This window comes from Cytophagales bacterium (assembly GCA_019456305.1).
GTDB lineage: Bacteria > Bacteroidota > Bacteroidia > Cytophagales > VRUD01 > VRUD01.
Genome location: VRUD01000004.1, coordinates 66,770 through 85,769 on the forward strand (window position 1 = coordinate 66,770; position 19,000 = coordinate 85,769).

The following is a 19,000-nucleotide window of genomic DNA, read 5'->3' on the forward strand; positions in this document are numbered from 1 at the left end:
ATGAATCACGCATTAGCCCATATACACCCCCAGGCTAAAATTGCTTCAAATGTTGTAATTGAACCTTTTACAACCATCCATAATAATGTTGAAATTGGTGAAGGTACCTGGATCAGCTCCAATGTAACGATCATGGAAGGCGCCAGGATTGGCAAAAACTGCAAAATTTATCCCGGATCAGTCATTTCAGCTATTCCTGAGGATTTGAAATTCAAAGGCGAAGAAACAACTACCATCATTGGTGATGGTACGGTGATCAGAGAATGTGCCACAATAAGCAGGGGTACAGCAGACAAGTATAAAACTGTGATAGGCAAAAACTCCCTGATCATGTCATATTCATATGTGGCGCATGACTGCATAATTGGAGATCACGTCATCATCGTAAATGGAGTTCAGATGGCTGGTCATGTAGAGATAGATGATTGGGCGATCATAGGCGGGGTAACTGCTATCCATCAGTTTGTTAAGATCGGCTGCCATGTGATGGTCTCAGGCGGGTCGCTGGTAAGAAAAGATGTGCCGCCTTACACAAAAGCAGGCCGTGAGCCTTTAAGCTATGGAGGCATCAATTCTGTGGGCTTGAGGAGAAGAGGATTCAACAATGAAAAAATAAACCAGATACAAGATATTTATAGATTGATCTACCATAATGGCCATAATAATTCCAAAGCATTGGACTTAATTGAACTTGAATGCCCACCTACTAACGAACGGGATGAGATACTGAAATTTATCCGAAATTCCGACAGAGGAATTATGAAAGGATACGACTACAATACCAGGGAAATAATTCTAAAAACAGGGTAAAGGCGCTATATTAACTCATCCCGAATACTCGGGATGAATTAAAGTCGTTTTCAACGGAAAATATGTATTGATAAAACACACTTAATCTCTTATGAATTACGAATTTCCCGAATTACGAATGAACATTTATAAATATTCGTAATTCGTAGGAAAGGCGCATTATTGGCAGGATTATTGTCCCCTCAATGATATGAAAACCACATTAATAATAATATTTGGATTACTTCTTACTTACCCAGTCCTTGCTCAAAGTGAGGAAATTAATCCGATAGCTATGGGATTGGTACTTCAAAACAAAGACAGTATTATAACCGGCCCTTTCATAAAATTTGAAGAAAAATCGCATGATTTTGGAGATATCATCCAGGGAGACAAAGTAAATTATAGTTTCATATTTAAAAACACGGGAACAGCTCCTTTAATTCTTACCAATGTACTTACAACCTGTGGATGTACAGCGCCAGACTGGCCACGGGAACCCATCCCTCCGGGAGGTGATAACAAGATGGAAGTAACCTTTGATAGTAAAGGTAAATCAGGACGGCAGAATAAGGTAATTACCATATTGTCAAATGGCCCACAGCAAAGGGTGAATATCATAGCCAATGTGCTACCTAAGCCTGGGGAAAATCTGATGAAAGATGAATGAAGAATAAAAATAATGGATGAAACCACGAATTACACAAATTAAATTAGTGTAATTCGTGTAATTAGTGGTTTCATTTTCAGACTAAAATCCAATTTAACAAATTTCTACTAATCTTACATTTTATTAAACCCTCCCCCCAAAAATAGCACTACCTACCCGTATCATCGTACTCCCCTCTTCCATCGCAATTTTATAATCCCCGCTCATACCCATTGAGATCTCCTTAAAATCGTTAGTATTAAAAAAAAATAAAGTTTTAAGTTTATCAAAAAAGTTCTTTAGGGATATAAATTCTCTCCTTATCTTATCCGTGTCATTAGTAAATGTAGACATCCCCATAAGCCCTGCAACGATAATATTCTTCAAATATGAAAAATCTTCGTCTTGTAACAACGCTTCAGCTTCTGAAAAAGAAAGTCCAAACTTGGTTTCTTCATCAGCAATATGAATCTGGAGCAGACATGAAACAATCCGATCATGCTTTGCTGCCTGCTTGTTGATCTCTTTCAATAACTTCATACTAGCCACAGAGTGAATAAAGCTGATGAACGGAGCAATGTATTTTACTTTGTTGGTTTGCAGGTGGCCTATCATGTGCCATTCAATACCTCGCCTGTAAGACTCTGGCAGCGCTTCGTATTTTTCCACCAATTCCTGAACCTTGTTTTCACCTATTCTTTTCAATCCTGCATCGTAAGCCTCCAAAATATCTTCTACCGGTTTTGTTTTTGTTACCCCAATTAATTTACAGGGAGTTTCTTCAAGGTGATCATTTATTTTTTGTATGTTGTCTTTGATTGACATAGGCTGGTTGCCGGATATTGTAAATTGGATATTAATCTGAAAATGAAACCACTAATTACACGAATTACACTAATTTAATTTGTGTAATTCGTGTAATTCGTGGTTTCATCCATTATTTTTATTCTTCAGTTGTTTAAAAAGGGTTTTAAAAAACGGTGCGAGATAAACATAAAAATTTAATGGTGCAAATTTTATCAGAGAAAATTTTTTTTTAATTAAAATATTCAACTTTGAAAAATTAATTAATATCTTTATGCTTCATGAAACAGCTTGAGATAAAATATTCATCGTTGGATGAGATAAATGATGTGGCTGATAAGATAATATCCTTTTCTAACGGATCAAAGATATGGTTATTTGATGGGGAATCAGGCGTTGGTAAAACCACTTTGATCAAATCAATCTGCAGGAAATTGCAGGTAGAGGATAATGTGACAAGTCCTACCTATACCATAGTAAATGAGTATTGTACACAAAAAGGCGCTGTGATCTTCCATTTTGACTTTTTCAGACTCAATAATGAATATGAGGCAATGGATATCGGCTATGAAGAGTATTTTTATTCCGGGAATTACTGCTTTGTAGAATGGCCGCGTAAAATAAAGTCTCTGATCCCTTCGGAATTTCTGAATATTAAGATAACTTTAGGGGCAGATGAAAGGAGAAATTTAGTGATCAGCAAATCTTCTCTATAAAAAACGTAGCTTTGCAAGTGTTTTTAACACAGAGAAAGAAACTAGTGTAGCAACAAATTAATTTAGGTGCATCATCATATAAGAATCGATTATCAAAGAACTTATGAGATAATGGTTATATGGTTAAATGGCTATATGATTATATGGCTAAAATTACTGTTAATCAACTATATAACCATAAAGCCGTATAACCATTATTATTCATTGCCGTTAATCTCCTACGAATTACGAATTACGAATTCGTAATTCGGTTATTCGTAATTCGTAGGGCTAATATTCGTAATTCGTAGGAAAGGCGCTCCGGAAACTAAATAACTAAAACTAATAAACCAACAACTAATAACCAACATGGGTACATCATCAAAACCGGGCTTTGAAACATTAGCCAAAGAAACAGCTTTATATCCCCAGGAGAAATTGTTGGAAATCAAAAAGGGGAAGAATCGCTTATCAATCGGAATACCAAAAGAGATCGTACTTCAGGAAAACAGAATAGGCCTCACTCCGGAAGGTGTTGGGTTACTTGTATATAATGGTCACGAAGTATGGATTGAAACCGGGGCGGGATTATCCTCAAAATTCACTGACAGAGAATACAGTGAAGCCGGTGCAAAGATTGTCAAAGCTATTAAAGAAGTTTATGAAGCCGAAATTATTTTTAAAATAGAACCACCCAGCCTTGAAGAGATCAAATATATGAAACAAGGACAGAAGCTGGTATCTGCTTTGCAGGTGGCTAATTTAAATCCTGAATATTTGAATGCCCTGAATAAAAAAAAGGTGATTGCTGTGGCTTTTGAACTTATCAAAGACAAACAAGGTGGATTACCGGTTGTCAGCGCTATGGGTGAGGTTGTTGGAAGCACATTAATGTTGATCGCTGCAGAATATCTAAGCACTGTTCATAAAGGAAAAGGGATAATATTGGGAGGAATTACAGGAGTTCCTCCTACTAAAGTCATTATTTTAGGCGCAGGTACGGTGGGTGAATATGCTGCCAGAGCAGCCATCGGGCTTGGTGCAGAGGTTAAGGTCTTTGATAACAATATTTACAAGTTAAGAAGACTGAAGCATAATGTTGGCTTGCAGCTTTATACTTCTACGATAGAACCTGTTGCATTAAGCCAGGCATTACAACGGGCCGACCTGGCCATCGGCGCTATGAGAGCAGAGGAAGGAAGAAGCCCCTGCGTAGTGTCCGATGAGATGGTATCCAATATGCAGCCCGGTTCAGTAATAATAGATGTAAGCATCGACCAGGGCGGATGTTTTGAAACCTCCGAGCTGACATCATATTCAAAACCTGTTTTCAGGAAGTATGATGTAATTCATTATTGCGTACCAAACATAGCTTCGCGGGTTGCAAGGACTGCTTCCAAAGCTTTAAGTCATATTTTTGCCCCAATTTTACTGCAAATCGCTGATTCAGGCGGTTTTGAAGAAATGATCTTTGAAAGAAAGTGGTTTATGGATGGTGTATATGCTTACAAAGGCAGCTTAACAAACGCCTATGTTGCTAAAAAGTTTGGAATGCGATACAAAGAGCTTAGCTTGCTGATGTCGGCTAGGTTTTAGGTATGATTTTAATTAATATTGTGTTTTTAAAGAAAAATTACCTAAAATGAAACCACTAATTACACTAATTACACTAATTAATAATTACACTAATTTAATTTGTGTAATTCGTGTAATTCGTGGTTTCATCAGTTTCTAATATAATAAACTAAACAATCCTAAGCTTGGCAAAGCTCAGCAATAATGTTTTTTTACCACATTTATCAAACAATATTTCAGCCTTTCTTTCACTTTGTTTACCGTCTATTTTTTTTACTATGCCGTAACCAAATTTTGTGTGTTCGACCTTCGTTCCAACACTTAGGTTTGATGTATCGCTGGGGGTAAAATTTGTAAAGCCCCCCTTCCGTCCCCCCGAGGGGGGGAAACTATGCCTCCCCCCTTGCCGAGTGCGGGGGAGGGTATTAGTGATGGAGCGAGCTGGGATGGGAAAGTCCTCCCGAGTACTCGGGAGGGATTTAGGGAGGCTACTTCCGCTATAGCCCGTCTGTCCCGCCTGTCCCGATGCAATCGGAGACAAATTCGGAGGAATGACAATTGTTTCATCTATCAGATCTGTAAGTGTTTCTCTGCCCGAAAAAGCAAGGTACTTCGGGTCAATTTCATCTAAAAACCTACTGGGCTTACATACATATAAGTTTCCATAGCGGTATCTATATTCAGCGTAAGACAGTGTGAGTTTTTTTTCAGAACGTGTCAGGGCAACATAAAACAACCTTCTTTCCTCTTCCAGATCAGCCCTTGAATTAAGCATCATCTGAGACGGAAAAAGATCTTCTTCTAAACCAACCACATAGACATTTCTAAATTCCAGGCCTTTTGCAGCATGTATGGTCATCAGCGTTACCCTATCGGCATCTTCCTCATTACCAGTATCTGCATCCGTAAGCAATGAGATTTCCTGAAGAAAGCAACCCAGACTTTTATCATCATTATCAGCATTATCAACAAATTCCTTTATAGCATTGAGCAATTCCTGAATATTTTCATACTTAGATAAACCTTCTACCGTCTTATCCTCATAAAGCTCTTTTAGAAGCCCTGAACTTTTTGCTATTTTTTCCGTGGTTTTGAAAGCATTATTAGCGTTATTTATTAAAACAAAACTTTTGATCAAGGTTGCAAACCCTTCAATTGCATGAGTGATCCTCTCTGACATGCCAGCCTTCGAAATATTACCGATAATTTCCCATAGAGGTCTCCGGTTTTCATCTGCTAATACTAATAATTTAGAAATAGTAGTATCACCGATGCCTCTGCGGGGATAATTAATGATCCTTCTTAATGCCTCCTCGTCATTATGATTGACTGTAAAACGCAGGTATGCCAGGATGTCCTTTATTTCTTTGCGTTGATAAAACGAAAGCCCTCCAACTATTTTATATTTAATATTAATACGCCTAAGCGCCTCTTCCATAGCCCTTGACTGTGCGTTGGTTCTGTATAAAATTGCAAAATCACTGTTTTTAAGCTGTCCCCTGACTTTCTCTTCAAAAATAGAATTGGCAACCAATTTGCCTTCTTCATTATCACTACCGGCCTTGAGCACATTTATCAGATCGCCTTCATTATTATCCGTCCAAAGCTTTTTGGGAAGCTGATCTTTGTTATTAATAATTACTGAGTTTGCCGCTTCTACAATATTTTTGGTTGAGCGATAGTTTTGTTCGAGCTTGAATATTTTAAGATCAGCATAATCTTTTTCAAAACTGAGCATATTGTGAATATCTGCCCCTCTGAAGGCATAGATACTCTGAGCGTCATCACCAACTACGAAAATACCAACCCCCACAGCCCCCCTTTGGGGGGATTTAGGGGGGCTGGCCGCCAGCTTTTTTGTTATCAGGTATTGAGCGTGGTTTGTATCCTGAAATTCATCAAGTAGTACATAATGAAATTTATTTTGATATTTGTGTAATACTTCAGGAAAATCCTGAAAAAGCTTATACGTATTAAAAAGCAGGTCGTCAAAGTCCATTGCAGATGCTTTAAAACATCGCTGCTGGTATGTCTTGTAGATGTTTCCCAATTCAGGCTTTCTATATCTTTCATCTTCTTCACGGTACACCGGGCTATTGAGATATTCTTCAACTGATATAAGGCTGTTCTTTGCCAAAGATATCCTTTTTAAAACCACAGATGGTTTGTAATTTTTATCATCCAACTGCATTTCTTTAATGATTAACCTTACTAAGCTTTTAGAATCACCCGCATCATAGATGGAAAAATTGCTGGGGTAACTTAGTTTATCAGCTTCAATTCTTAGTATTCTGGCAAATATGGAATGGAAGGTCCCGATCCACAGATTACGTGCCTCCTGACCAATCAATTTTTCAACACGGCTGCGCATTTCTTTAGCAGCTTTGTTTGTAAAGGTAAGCGCCAGAATATTAAAAGGATCAACACCTGTACTAATATGATAAGCGATACGGTATGTCAACACCCTGGTTTTTCCCGATCCGGCACCGGCTATTACCATGGAGGGCCCTCCATTGTATAGAACGGCTTCTTTTTGACGTTCATTAAGGTCTTCTATAAAGTTCATCTGAAAATATTTTTTTGAAATGCAATTTATAACTTATTTTTAAGATTTTTCTAAAAATTCATTATTTTTGCAACAATTAGTTAAAATTTCTATGTCATCAACACTATATGGAAGGAGGAGAAAAAATATGAACTTACCAGGATTTTATACAATTGTATTCTGTATATTACTTTTGAGTGAATTTATCAATGCTCAGAACACCCGCTCCTTATTAGGAGAAAACGGCAAATGGACTGTCTATGACACCTCAAATTCACCATTGCCGGATAATTATGTGTCAGCGATCGCGTTAGATGCAAAAGGCAACAAATGGTTAGGAACCTGGCAGCATGGCTTGGCACGATTGAATCCTAACCTGCAGGGAGATGCTAAATGGAAGGTTTTTAACAAGTCTAATTCAAAACTACCATCCAATAAAATTTCATCCCTTATCATTGACGAAAAAGGAATTTTATGGATTGGTACGAGCAACGGTGGAGTAGCTAAGCTTGATCCTGAAAATAACCAATGGACCGTCTATACCATCAAAAACACCCCATTACCCTCAAATAATATTTCTTCAATCGCTATCGATGATAATGGTAAAAAATGGATTGCAACCTGGGATAAAGGATTAGCCAGGTTTGACGATACACATGAGGGAGAACCTATTTGGACGGTGTACAAAAAAAATAACTCGGAGCTGCCTACCAATTATATTTTATCAGTAGCTGTTGATATGCACAATAATATTTGGGTGGGTACTAATGGAGATGGTGTGGCTGAACTTATACCTGTAAGCCCGTATGTATGGACATTATATAATAAATCCAATTCAGACCTGCCTGCTGATATGGTCTATTCAATCGTTACAGATCAAAATGGTAATATATGGTTGGGCACAGAAAAAGGTTTGGCAAAGTTTCATATTTCTGAAGAAAAATGGGAAGTTTATAACAAATCTAATTCGGGACTGCCTGATAATTCTACCGGATTAATTACAATAGATGGAAAAGGCAATATATGGATCGCATCAGATGGCTTAACAAAACTTGTCCCCAAAGAAAGCGATGGATCTTCTGGCAAGTGGACCGTTTATAACACTTCAAATTCCGGATTATCTTCAAATTCGGTCAAAGCTATTACCATTGATCAAGATGGAGGTAAATGGATAGGTACTGGTTCGGTAATTATCGGAACAAAGAATAAGGTCATATTTATTGGTGGCGGAGTAAGTGTTTTTAAATAAATTTTAGAACACAGATAATCTGTGTAATCTGTGTTTTTAAATCTGTGTAATCTGTGTTCTAAAATTTATCGGAATATAAAAACCAAATTTATAACGCAAAATATTATCCCTGATTTTTTGATTGCTCAACACAGAGATATTATCTACATAATCTGTAGCTTGGTTTAACAGCCCTATTTCCAAGCCAACACCAAACCCATTTTTAAAACTGTACACTGCACCAATTATTTGAGGTAACACAAAGGAAACATTACGGTATTCTTTACTTTCTTCTTTAGCCCTGGTATCGGAATTTGATGCTAAATCATTATTTTCTTTATCTCTTGGCATAAATCGCATCACGCCTATTCCCTGCCCCAGGTATAAAACAAACAGCTCTTTTCTAATGATGTTCACCAGCAGGTCATAATTAAATATGATAAAATTTGTAGTAAAAAACTTATTAGGTGTAGGGGGAGTAGGTAGCGGGGAAGCATAATTTATATTTTCTCCGCTGACTTTACCAATTGTAAGGCCAACATGCCCGTTTAGCCTTTTCTTTCTGCTAAGTTTCACACCAATATGAAACGCCTGGGTCCACTTTTCATACTTGGTGGTTAGATCTCCCCTGTATGCATTAGCGATGATACCTAATTCTAAAAAACGAATTACACCGCCTGTCCCCCCGAGTAACTCGGGGGGGAGTAACCGAGGTTGAATAGAATCTGATTCCTGTGCATTCCCGCCTGCCTGCAATATCTTTGCCTTATTTTTGGCAGGCAGACCTGCCTGTTTGGTGGGATTGCTTTGTGGACGGGCAGGGGAATTTAAAGAGATTATAGATATTAATACGGATATTAATAAAAACTTCATCTATACAGGGATCAATTTTTTATCATTATTTTTGAGGAACATTAGAATTACAAAGATATGTAAAACTGTTCAAAATCCAAAAATATTAATAATTAAATCAAGCAATCTTTCTAAATTTGATTGAGTCATACTCAGTGATAGCAACTTTGAACAAAATTGTACGTAAAAGTAGCTATGAAATTTTTAAATAAAAACTGGATTATAGAGGGTACTATTGATTTTGAATATAAAAAATATATCCTGCTGGCATACTTGAAGGAAGTTAAAGACAACTTTAGCGACAAGAAATTATACCCGTTTTTATCCGACCTTATCTCTCATTATAAAAACCTGGTCTCGATCCGGGAAAATAAAAAATTAATGTATGAAAATTTTCCTGATAAAATGACAAGGACAGATTTTGAAAATTTGAGCTTTATTTATGAAAAGATCGTTGAGGATGATGATATGATGGAGCAAATTGAAGAGATTTTAAGCTATGCTATTCCAAAGGTTGATCAGCATTTACGAGAAGGAAAAGATATTTATGAATACATTGAAGAAAACTTAAATATTTATACCATAGGGATTTATCCGCTATTCCCTGATGAAGGTTATTTTTTTATTATTCAAAGTGGCGATAAGACTACGAAAGTTTTTGAATTTCAAATCACTATTTTTCAAAATTCCGGTGAAAGGTTTAGAGGCATTCATACAAAGTACATAGATAGTTTCAAAAAAAGCATTACCAATACCTACCAATCTATTAAAATAGAATTGATAAAAAGATATAAAAAAAAGCTGCCTAATCCAGCTACATACGTAATTGAATCGGCTATTCCCTGCCCTTTTGATGAAACCTTGCTCCCTATTGCCAAAAGGTCTTTGGTAAAATATATTTCTATTGCTGAGGAGTCTTAAGTGGATGTTGGTTTGATAATCTAATTTTCTAATTTATTTTCTTCTTTTTTTTCAGCAGCTCCATCCGGAGATTGCTGGTTGTTCTGTTGCTGATTGGGGGGTGGTGATATAGGTGACTCCTGGGCTCTTTCTACGTTTACACTCCCAACACCTTCGTCCTCTTCTTCAGGCCTGTCTATGATCCCAGGTAGATTTGTGCTTAGAATTAATACTATCAAAGCGATGGCTAATCCCCAGGTAATATTTTCAAGCAGATCACCGGTTTTTTTTACACCAAATAACTGTGTAGAGCCGGGACCACCGAAAGTGCCTGAGAGTCCTCTGTCTTTGGTATGTTGCGACAATACAACAAGCACCAGCAAAAGGCATACAAATATGATAAGGCCGATAATAAATACGTACATGTTAATTTAGATTTTCAGGTATTATAACAATTTTTTTTGAAGTTTTTTTATACGAGCCGCAAAGTAAGCCTTTTTTCCCGGATATTTCAAAATTAATTTCTTATAAATATCAATTGCTTTTTTAATATTTCCATAAGTTGCCAGGATATTGGCAAGGTTTTCTGTTGCTAATTTTTTATCTTCCTTAGCGCTTGATGTTGACAGGTCTTTTTTATTTTTTATTTTCGGTTCTTGATCCCGCCTTTGGCGGGGCAGGTTTTCGATTCCTTGAATAGGAATAGTGGGCTGAGTTTCAATGAATTTATCAATAATTTCTCCCTCGATATCCCCCCTATTAAGGGAGGCAGGGAGGTATTTATCTACCTTATCTGTTATCTGGAGTACTTCACCGAGCCTGCTGGAATACATGCTGGATCCAATATCCAATTGCGCAATGCGGTTAGAACGCGGATTTGAACTCTCATTCCTATCTGTTCTACGCTTTGTTTTTATTACTTTTTTTTTTTAGGACTTTTAGTTACCTTTCCCGGATCAATGGGAGATGATTTTTTTTCTTTTTGAATCTCAGCAAGTCTTTGGTCTATAATTGCCTGTAAGTCTTTTTTACTTTGAGTGCCAGTCCTCCCAAATCCCTCCGCCTTTCCCGATGCAGTCTGGGAAGAGGGGACTTTGCCAGCCACCCCTGAATCCTTCCGAGGGGGGACTTTGCCATCCCCTTTCCCTCTTGTGGGGGATAGGGGTTGACCAGTTCTCCCTCCCGAGTACTCGGGAGGAGTTAGAGGGGGGCTGGGAGGGCTTGGAGTTGATTCTTCTAATTTTTTTAATATTTTATTTAATTCCTTTCTATCATTACGCTTGAATTTTTTACCTTTGATCATCCCTTGCAGAAGATCTATTTTTTCCCTGGTGGGTGATTTTAGATTAGCGAGTTGCTGTTTTAATTCCAGATAATTTTTTTCTTGCACAGACAACACAGGCTTTTTCTCTTTTTGTGGTTTTGTCACCTGCCTGCCCACGAGGCTTTTCTGTGAGACGGGCAGGCGGGCATCTTTTTCTTTTTTTGTTTTCTTAATTATTTTGGAAGGCTTGCTCCGTTGAATTTCTTTGTTTAACCGGGGCTTTTTGGTTTGAGTGTCCCTGATTTCAGTCTCAGAGACGATTCGTTTCTCCTGAGTTTTCGGATGGGAGGGTGCGATTTCAATCTTTTCAGAAGAAGGCGCCTGAGCTTGTTGAATAAGCTTTTTAAGCAAAGTTCTGTCAACAGCATAAACAGCGGCAGTTCGCATTTTTTTATCTGCAAGCTTGGAATTTTTGTCATGATACCCTTTGGCTAAAAACAGGTGTGCTGTCTGGCAGTAAGGAGTATTGGCTACAATGACTTCAAGCGCTTTAAGATTCTTATCTAATTTTGAACCTGCTTTATTAGTATTTTGTATTAAATTAAGGAAAGTTTGTTTGTTCATAGCCTATGGCGCAAAGAGTCCTCCCGAGAACTCGGAAGGGTTACACGCTTTACGTACGTTGTTTAGCGTTCAGACAAATAAAAACGCAAATATACAAATCATTGTTTAAAATTTAAAAATGAAACTGTTTGGTTAACTTTTCATTTCTACCAATCTTCCTGTGTTTTATTAAAAATATCTAAAATTATTTGTTCAAAAATTTCATCTATCAATTCATTTTCAACATCCGAAAGGTTTTTTTCTTGGGCAAAGTCGGCATAAAAGGAAAAATTCCTATCAAAATTTTGCTTTTCATCTTTGGTATTCAAAAATTTGGTTTGAACATTGATCGTTAAACGGGTCAATGCAGAGATCTCATTTGCCTGCGGTGATACAGGGCTTACAGTGTAAGACGCAATTTTACCTTCAAGCTGGAGATCACCAAACTCATTAACAATGCTTAAGTCCCTGGTGTTTTGCTGGTAATAATCTTTTAAGCTTTCTGTAAACAGGTCACCCAAATTAGCCGGTCCCGCTCCTGAATTGTTATAAAAATTTTGAATTGAGACGGTTTTTATTTCTTCACTGAAGCTTCCGGAAGTAAAAGAATAGCTGATTTTGCAAGCTGACAATATCATTAATGAAAGGGAAATATATAGATAAATGACTATCCGCTTTCTTGTACCAAAGCATGATTGCATGGATGCATGGATGCATGACTGCATGCAGTCTTGCATCCATATATTTATTGATATTCCGATTTCCATTCTCCTTTTGAGTTCATTTTTAAAATTAAGCTCTTATTCATATTGATCATTTTATTTTCCCATGCATATATTTTATCATCATAAATCATAAAATCTTCTTTACTAATCTGCTTTGCATTACATAATGAAAATATAGGATTCAATTATACAGTAGTGCAGTCATGCAACCATGCAGTCATGCAACCATGCAGTCATGCAACCATGCATCCAACATCAGTCTTCCAAGTCATACTGCTTGATTTTTCTATATAAAGTTCGTTCCGAGATTTCCAAATCCCGCGCTGCATACTTTCTTTTATTATTATTTTTTTTCAACGCTTTGATAATAAGTTCTTTTTCTTTTTGCTGGATTGAAAGCGATTCGGTTTCGGTTTCGTGAGAAATATCCTCTGTTTTAGAAAGCTCTATGGTTGTTTTGTCAATTTGAGGTCTATTACCCTGCACAACTTTTTCTGTCCCTCCTATGTAATGGGTGGGTGGTGGAGTTAGGGGTTGGCCAGTTTTTCCTCCCGAGTACTCGGGAGGAGTAAGAGGGGTGGTGGGGTCACTTTCAGAGATATTTTGAAAAAGTTCGTTATAGCTATCTAATGTCTGATCATCTAAATTCGCATGTTTCAGTAAAGTGAAAACAAGCTTTTTGAGTTCGTACATATCTTTCTTCATATCGAAGAGCACCCTGTATAAAAGGTCTCTTTCTGAGAGGGTACTTTCGCTGGTATTTTTGTAAATAGCAGGGATCCGGCTGGTTTGTTCCTCGGGTAAGTATTTGATCAGTATTTCATCATTAATTTCTCTTTCCATTTCCAGTACAGAAATTTGTCCGGCAATGTTCTTTAATTGCCTGATATTGCCGGGAAATCTGAAATTGGTAAGCCTTTCTTTAGCGGCATCAGTGAGCTTGACAGGCTTTATTCTATGCTTGTCGGCGAAGTCAGTAGCAAATTTTCTAAAAAGTAAAATGATATCATCACCCCGGTCTCTTAAAGGTGGAACAGATATCGGTACCATGTTCAAACGGTAATACAGGTCTTCTCTGAATTTACCAGTTTGGACCCTTTCTGCCAGGTTGGTATTCGTGGCTGCAATTACCCTTACTTTTGTTTTTTGAACTTTTGAGGACCCCACCCTTATAAACTCACCATATTCCAGCACACGCAACAGCCTCGTTTGTGTACCCATGGGCATTTCAGAGATCTCATCCAAAAATACCGTTCCGCCATTGGCAATTTCGAAGTATCCTTTTCTTGCTTCAGCAGCACCGGTAAAAGCGCCTTTTTCGTGGCCAAACAGCTCCGAATCTATTGTTCCTTCCGGGATAGCGCCACAATTAATGGCAATAAATTGTCCATGTTTGTAGGGGCTGAGTGCATGGATAATTTTTGAAAAAGATTCCTTACCGCTCCCGCTTTCACCTGTGATCAATACGGTCATATCAGTAGGTGCAACCTGGATAGCAATTTCTATCGCATGGTTTAACGAAGGAGCGTTTCCATTAATGCCAAAGCGTTGTTTTATGGCTTGTATTTGTTCTGTGTCCATAATGAGCATAGCGCATAGCGCATAGAGCATAGCACAGGCGTATAGCGGAAAAATACGCTGCACTCTGCTCAAAGGTTTTATTTGAAATTAGTTATTTTTCTGCATAAAGCGCATTACACAGTGTATAGAGCAAAGGCCAAAGCATTGAACGCCATGCTCTCTGCGCCATGCGCTATGCGCTAATGATTTCACCTAATAACGTTGCGGCAGTACATTTCCTAACCAACACATCTACGTAATCACCTTTTTGTATTGAACCGGCATTCGAATGTCCGTTCAATACAGGAAATACTACAACCTTGTTTTCACTGTTCCGTCCACTTAAATCATCTTTTGACCTTTTTGAAAATCCCTCAATGAGGACTTTATGAATTTTATTGAGCGCCAGGTGATTTCTTTCTAATGCGTATTTTTGTTGCAGCTGAATGATCTCGCTAAGCCGTCTTTTTTTAATATCTTCAGGGATATTATTTTTATACTTTTTTGCTGCCAATGTGCCGGGTCTTTCGGAATAAGTAAACATATATGCATAGTCATATTCTACCCATTCCATTAATGAGAGCGTATCTTTGTGCTCTTTTTCGGTTTCGGTACAGAAGCCTGTTATGAAATCAGTAGTAATTCCGCAATCATCGCCTAATATGCTTCTTATTGCTTTAATACGTTCCATATACCATTCTCTGTCATAAGTGCGGTTCATTAATTTCAGAACGCGTGAATTGCCACTTTGTGCCGGCAGGTGTATATTCTTGCAAATGTTATCGTACTTTTTCATAGTATAAAGCACCTCATCGGTCATGTCTTTGGGGTGGGATGTTGTAAACCGAACTCTTAATTCAGGGCTTATCAGCGCTACTTTTTCTAATAGTTGGGCAAAATTTATTGTACCAGCCCTCCTGCCTTCCGCAATGCTGGCCCGATGTCCACTGGACATCGGCCTCCCCAAAGGGGGGACTTTGCCATTGCTCTTGCCGTTGTTATTGTTATTGTTATAGTCATTGTTGCTGCCACTGCTTCCTTCCATTTCCCATTTATAAGAATCCACATTCTGCCCTAATAGCGTTACTTCTCTATAACCCTTATCAAAAAGATCCCGGGCTTCTTTTACGATAGAGTAGGGGTCACGGCTGCGCTCTCTGCCTCTTGTAAAGGGTACAACACAAAACGAACACATATTGTCACAGCCTCTCATGATAGAGATAAATGCCGTCACTCCGTTTGAGTTAAGCCTCACCGGGCTGATGTCAGCATAAGTTTCTTCCCTTGAAAGATAAACATTCACAGCCTTGTGGTGATCATCAACTTCTTTAAGAAGATTGGGTATGTCTCTGTAAGCATCAGGTCCTACAACCATATCTACAATCTTTTCTTCTTCCAGTAATTTTGATTTGAGACGTTCTGCCATACAGCCGAGAATGCCTATTTTAAGATTGGGGTTTTTCTTTTTCAGGGAATTGAAATACAGTAGTCTTTTTCTAACGCGCTGCTCAGCCTTATCCCTGATGGAGCAGGTATTGACAAAAATGATATCAGCATTTGCAATTTCAGAAGTAGTATTGTATCCATCTTTTTGCATGATGGAAGCAACGATCTCTGTATCAGCAAAGTTCATCTGGCAGCCGTATGTCTCTATGTAGAGTTTGGGTTTCATTATCAAATTTAGTTGCACTAATTACACTAATTTTGTGATTGCAAATTTAACAAAAAAAATAAATAATGACAAATTGACAGGAAAAAATAAAAACACGTAACAGCTTGTGGGTAGGAAAAAACGCCAGCCATCACCGATAAAATTAATTGTATGTGGCTTGTAGTCTCTTAAAATTTGTCTTCAGCTATTTTAACACCACTCCATAATTTGTAATGAGTCATGTTTTTAAGAAACCAGGGGTGACGAAAACAGGAGAAAAGGGGTTTACCTCTTTTTTTATGGCTTGTAAATATAAACTGATTGCGTCCTTAATATTTACCAATGCTTCTTTCCTTGAATCTCCTTCAGAAATACATCCTTGTAAGATTGGGCAGGAAACGGTATATCCGCCTTCTTCAGCCGGTTCTAAAATAACTTCTAATTCCATAATTTATAAATCTGTAATGATTTTTTGTCAAATATGCGAAATTTTAAGATAAAAGTTATTTCATTCAATTATTAGTTTCCCGGTAGCAACGATTTGTCTGTTGTTGCGAAGTTGAAAGAAGTAGTTGCCTCTTGCCAAATTCTTTTTTTCAATTTTTACCTGTCCGGTAATTATATCATCAGCCGTCTGCACTAACTTTCCTGTTTCACTGTAAATTCTTAAATCGTAGTTTTCATTTTTTAAATTTTCAAACTCCAATATAGCGTATTTGTTGAAAGGATTGGAATACAATGTCCAAGAGCTATTATTTTCATTTTTCTCTATTCCAGAGGTAAAGTCAAAGTACATGCTATCTACAATTAATTCTGTTCCCGAATTATTTCCACTTTGCATGTATATGATAGCACTATCAATGACAGAAGCATTTTGTGTGATTGGAATTGTAATTAAAGTAAAGCCGGCAATATTTGTTGTGTCAGTCCATAATCCATTGTCTGCAACATTTCCGTTATTTAATAATTCAATTCTTATTGAAACGGTGTCAATTCCTGTCAAACTGATCCTTACATAACAATATAAATTTAAAGGATGTGTAGTAAGAGGGAATTGTGTTTGAGCCCATCCTGCACAACCAAGAGTTAAAATTTGTGCAGCAAAGTTCCCCTGATAAGAATTACTGTCTTTATTAACTCCACTACAACTTAATTGGGCATTGCTTGTTTGCCAGTTGTCAGGATTGACGTACCAACCACCAATGTCTGTCCAATTTTCAAATCCCGCATTAGGGATTGTCTGCGCACAGGTTTGAATTGTCAAACCTATTAGCGCTGCCAGGATGAAGATTTTTGTTTTCATTTATCTAATAATAAGCATCCTCTTATTGCTGACAAAACCTTGATCGTTTTTAATGTATAGCATGTATAATCCCTGCGTCAAATCCGAAGAATCTATTATTAATTCACCTTTTTTATCATTTAATTTATATTCCTTAATTTTTTCACCAACTATATTATAAATAGTTAATGCTGCATCAGTAGTATTATCAGGTAAATTGTATTTAATTTTAGTTTTATAGGTGAATGGATTAGGATAAATTTGCATATCAAAGCTATTTTCACTACTGAAATCTATAGTTGCCAATAATGGTGAAACTGCAAAATATATAGTATCTGAATATGTTTGGGAATCAGTTGTATCAATAAGATAATATATAAGTTTATAATTCCCCACGCTCAATTTTCCTATTGTTATTGTGTCTGTATGACCAGTTACTACTGGAGCGGAGTCAAGATCAAAATAAACCCGGACTTCAATTAGTGTGTCAATAAAAATAATGTTGGAACCTAACATTATGTTAGCGGAATTAAATGTATAACGACCAATAACGATAATAGAATCGCTTGTAGTGGGATTAGATGGTTTTATTATTATACTATCTATTTGTGCAAAGGTATTTGAAAATACTGTGCTAATTGAAGCAACTAAAATAGCTGCTAATACGGTTTTTAGATTTTTTGACTTTTTCATGATTAGGAATTTTTAAATTATGAGTCCACTCCGAAAAGTCACTCAAAAGTTTAATAGCACAAATATACTAAAGAATATAATAAGTACTCAGGTTTTTTTTGATTTTTTTTGGGGATGGGGGAGAAGTTATTGATAATCAGACAAATCCAACATTGTTTGGTGGTATAGGATAGCAATTAAGTGCAACAAAAAATAAAAATGCTTGATGATAAAGGCGCCTGGTTTAATCTATTCAGGAGTTTCATAACATTCAGTATGATGAAAGCCCATTTGCAGTTTATTTGATGAGAAAAATGGAAGGCCAAAGGCCCGGTAATTGTTGATTTATGAAAATCAATGACCTCTGCAATCATATTTTTTGAAAATTCCTGTTTGTATAAAGCAGAAATTTCGTACCTTTGTTCAACTGGTTGGTTGTTTATATTTATTCATAATGCACCTTTTGTTGAGGAACTAAGGAGCAAAGTTAAACATTAACCGTCAAAGAATAATGGTTAAATTAAAAAATTATATCAGCTATTTAATTCTCCTGACATTGACCATTAACGGGGTAAATGCTCAAAGCCCTGATGGTTCCATATCTCTGTTCATCCGTGACCAACATACAGGTTATGGATTAAAATCCAGGGTAGAGGTAACATCCGAAAGCAAAGAGACCATAGATGTCTTGAAAACAAAAGGCAGCGGGCATGTTACGTTTGAGGCAAAACCGGGTAAATATTATTTTAATATAAATTCAGAAGGATATTCTCCAATGAGCGCCTGGTTTCAGATCGGATCAGGCAAAAACTTAGATGTAGAAGTATTTTTAGATAAAATGAATTATATGCCTTCCGACATTAAAGATACAATTGGTGAGTCAAAAGCAGTTGTGGAGGGGTACGTGGTTGATCGTTCAACAGGTAAGCCACTTTATGGAGTTGATTTTAAGATTACAAACTTAGACCTGTCCGCCACTTCGTTTTGGCAGGCGGGTAAAAGCATCAAAACAGACCAAAAGGGCTACTTTTATGTTGAGGTCCCATTTTTTTCTGTATTAGAAGAAAACGATGAGCAGCCGGTAAGAACAGATATTGTTTTTAAAAAATCCGGGTACAAAACCTATGTGGAAAAAAACGTGCTTATTTTACCAGATAAGCAGACCATGAAAATTACTTTAGAGCAGGGTGAAGGGCAGATCGTGAA

The 19,000-nt window shown here is 37.1% G+C and carries 19 protein-coding genes; 7 read left to right on the plus strand and 12 right to left on the minus strand.

What is annotated here, in order from left to right; genetic code table 11:
- Both lpxA and FVQ77_01585 read left to right on the plus strand, forming a co-directional pair.
- The gene (gene lpxA / locus FVQ77_01580; GenBank protein ID MBW8049033.1) at nt 1–810 is read left to right on the plus strand and encodes an acyl-ACP--UDP-N-acetylglucosamine O-acyltransferase; all 810 of its coding nucleotides are present in this window, start codon (nt 1–3) and stop codon (nt 808–810) included.
- Nucleotides 811–1,000: 190 nt separating this feature from the next.
- A complete protein-coding gene (locus FVQ77_01585) occupies nt 1,001–1,459 on the plus strand; it encodes a DUF1573 domain-containing protein (protein ID MBW8049034.1) in 459 nt (152 codons plus the stop codon).
- Between the two features lie 123 nt (nt 1,460–1,582).
- On the opposite strand, the gene FVQ77_01590 is transcribed toward FVQ77_01585, so the two are convergent.
- Complete coding sequence (locus FVQ77_01590) at nt 1,583–2,263, minus strand: YggS family pyridoxal phosphate-dependent enzyme (GenBank protein MBW8049035.1); 681 nt, start codon at nt 2,261–2,263, stop codon at nt 1,583–1,585.
- Between the two features lie 260 nt (nt 2,264–2,523).
- Between FVQ77_01590 and tsaE the strand changes: the two genes are divergently transcribed.
- Nucleotides 2,524–2,958: a tRNA (adenosine(37)-N6)-threonylcarbamoyltransferase complex ATPase subunit type 1 TsaE gene (gene tsaE / locus FVQ77_01595; protein MBW8049036.1), complete on the plus strand. Its 435-nt coding sequence runs from the start codon at nt 2,524–2,526 to the stop codon at nt 2,956–2,958.
- Between the two features lie 348 nt (nt 2,959–3,306).
- Complete coding sequence (locus tag FVQ77_01600; GenBank protein ID MBW8049037.1) at nt 3,307–4,533, plus strand: alanine dehydrogenase; 1,227 nt, start codon at nt 3,307–3,309, stop codon at nt 4,531–4,533.
- 148 nt (nt 4,534–4,681) lie between these two features.
- Here the strand turns inward: FVQ77_01600 and FVQ77_01605 are convergent, their stop codons facing one another.
- Entirely contained in the window at nt 4,682–7,078 is a 2,397-nt protein-coding gene (locus FVQ77_01605) for an AAA family ATPase (GenBank protein ID MBW8049038.1), read from the minus strand.
- Nucleotides 7,079–7,169: 91 nt separating this feature from the next.
- On the opposite strand from FVQ77_01605, the gene FVQ77_01610 reads away from it, so the two are divergent.
- Nucleotides 7,170–8,306: a hypothetical protein gene (locus FVQ77_01610; protein ID MBW8049039.1), complete on the plus strand. Its 1,137-nt coding sequence runs from the start codon at nt 7,170–7,172 to the stop codon at nt 8,304–8,306.
- Nucleotides 8,307–8,342: 36 nt separating this feature from the next.
- On the opposite strand, the gene FVQ77_01615 is transcribed toward FVQ77_01610, so the two are convergent.
- Nucleotides 8,343–9,158 carry a hypothetical protein gene (locus FVQ77_01615; GenBank protein MBW8049040.1) on the minus strand — a complete coding sequence of 272 codons (816 nt, stop codon included), beginning with the start codon at nt 9,156–9,158 and terminating at the stop codon, nt 8,343–8,345.
- 174 nt (nt 9,159–9,332) lie between these two features.
- Between FVQ77_01615 and FVQ77_01620 the strand changes: the two genes are divergently transcribed.
- Nucleotides 9,333–10,058, plus strand: coding sequence for a hypothetical protein (locus tag FVQ77_01620; GenBank protein MBW8049041.1), 726 nt, complete (start codon nt 9,333–9,335; stop codon nt 10,056–10,058).
- 20 nt (nt 10,059–10,078) lie between these two features.
- Here the strand turns inward: FVQ77_01620 and secG are convergent, their stop codons facing one another.
- The 9 genes from secG to FVQ77_01665 form a co-directional block, all read right to left on the minus strand.
- Entirely contained in the window at nt 10,079–10,462 is a 384-nt protein-coding gene (gene secG, locus FVQ77_01625; GenBank protein MBW8049042.1) for a preprotein translocase subunit SecG, read from the minus strand.
- 21 nt (nt 10,463–10,483) lie between these two features.
- Nucleotides 10,484–10,888 carry a hypothetical protein gene (locus FVQ77_01630; protein MBW8049043.1) on the minus strand — a complete coding sequence of 135 codons (405 nt, stop codon included), beginning with the start codon at nt 10,886–10,888 and terminating at the stop codon, nt 10,484–10,486.
- A 65-nt stretch (nt 10,889–10,953) separates the two neighbouring features.
- Nucleotides 10,954–11,925 carry a hypothetical protein gene (locus tag FVQ77_01635; protein ID MBW8049044.1) on the minus strand — a complete coding sequence of 324 codons (972 nt, stop codon included), beginning with the start codon at nt 11,923–11,925 and terminating at the stop codon, nt 10,954–10,956.
- A gap of 146 nt (nt 11,926–12,071) precedes the next feature.
- Complete coding sequence (locus tag FVQ77_01640) at nt 12,072–12,605, minus strand: hypothetical protein (protein ID MBW8049045.1); 534 nt, start codon at nt 12,603–12,605, stop codon at nt 12,072–12,074.
- Nucleotides 12,606–12,884: 279 nt separating this feature from the next.
- Nucleotides 12,885–14,210 (minus strand): AAA domain-containing protein, encoded by a 1,326-nt coding sequence (locus FVQ77_01645; protein ID MBW8049046.1) that lies wholly within the window; start codon nt 14,208–14,210, stop codon nt 12,885–12,887.
- Between the two features lie 172 nt (nt 14,211–14,382).
- Nucleotides 14,383–15,861, minus strand: a complete 1,479-nt coding sequence (gene miaB, locus FVQ77_01650; GenBank protein ID MBW8049047.1) for a tRNA (N6-isopentenyl adenosine(37)-C2)-methylthiotransferase MiaB — start codon at nt 15,859–15,861, stop codon at nt 14,383–14,385.
- Nucleotides 15,862–16,078: 217 nt separating this feature from the next.
- The gene (locus tag FVQ77_01655; protein MBW8049048.1) at nt 16,079–16,288 is read right to left on the minus strand and encodes a type II toxin-antitoxin system HicB family antitoxin; all 210 of its coding nucleotides are present in this window, start codon (nt 16,286–16,288) and stop codon (nt 16,079–16,081) included.
- Between the two features lie 60 nt (nt 16,289–16,348).
- Nucleotides 16,349–17,143 (minus strand): T9SS type A sorting domain-containing protein, encoded by a 795-nt coding sequence (locus FVQ77_01660; GenBank protein MBW8049049.1) that lies wholly within the window; start codon nt 17,141–17,143, stop codon nt 16,349–16,351.
- Complete coding sequence (locus FVQ77_01665; protein MBW8049050.1) at nt 17,144–17,815, minus strand: T9SS type A sorting domain-containing protein; 672 nt, start codon at nt 17,813–17,815, stop codon at nt 17,144–17,146.
- Between the two features lie 490 nt (nt 17,816–18,305).
- Between FVQ77_01665 and FVQ77_01670 the strand changes: the two genes are divergently transcribed.
- Nucleotides 18,306–19,000, plus strand: a 695-nt coding sequence (locus tag FVQ77_01670) for a hypothetical protein (protein MBW8049051.1), incomplete at its 3' end; no start/stop codon positions are given.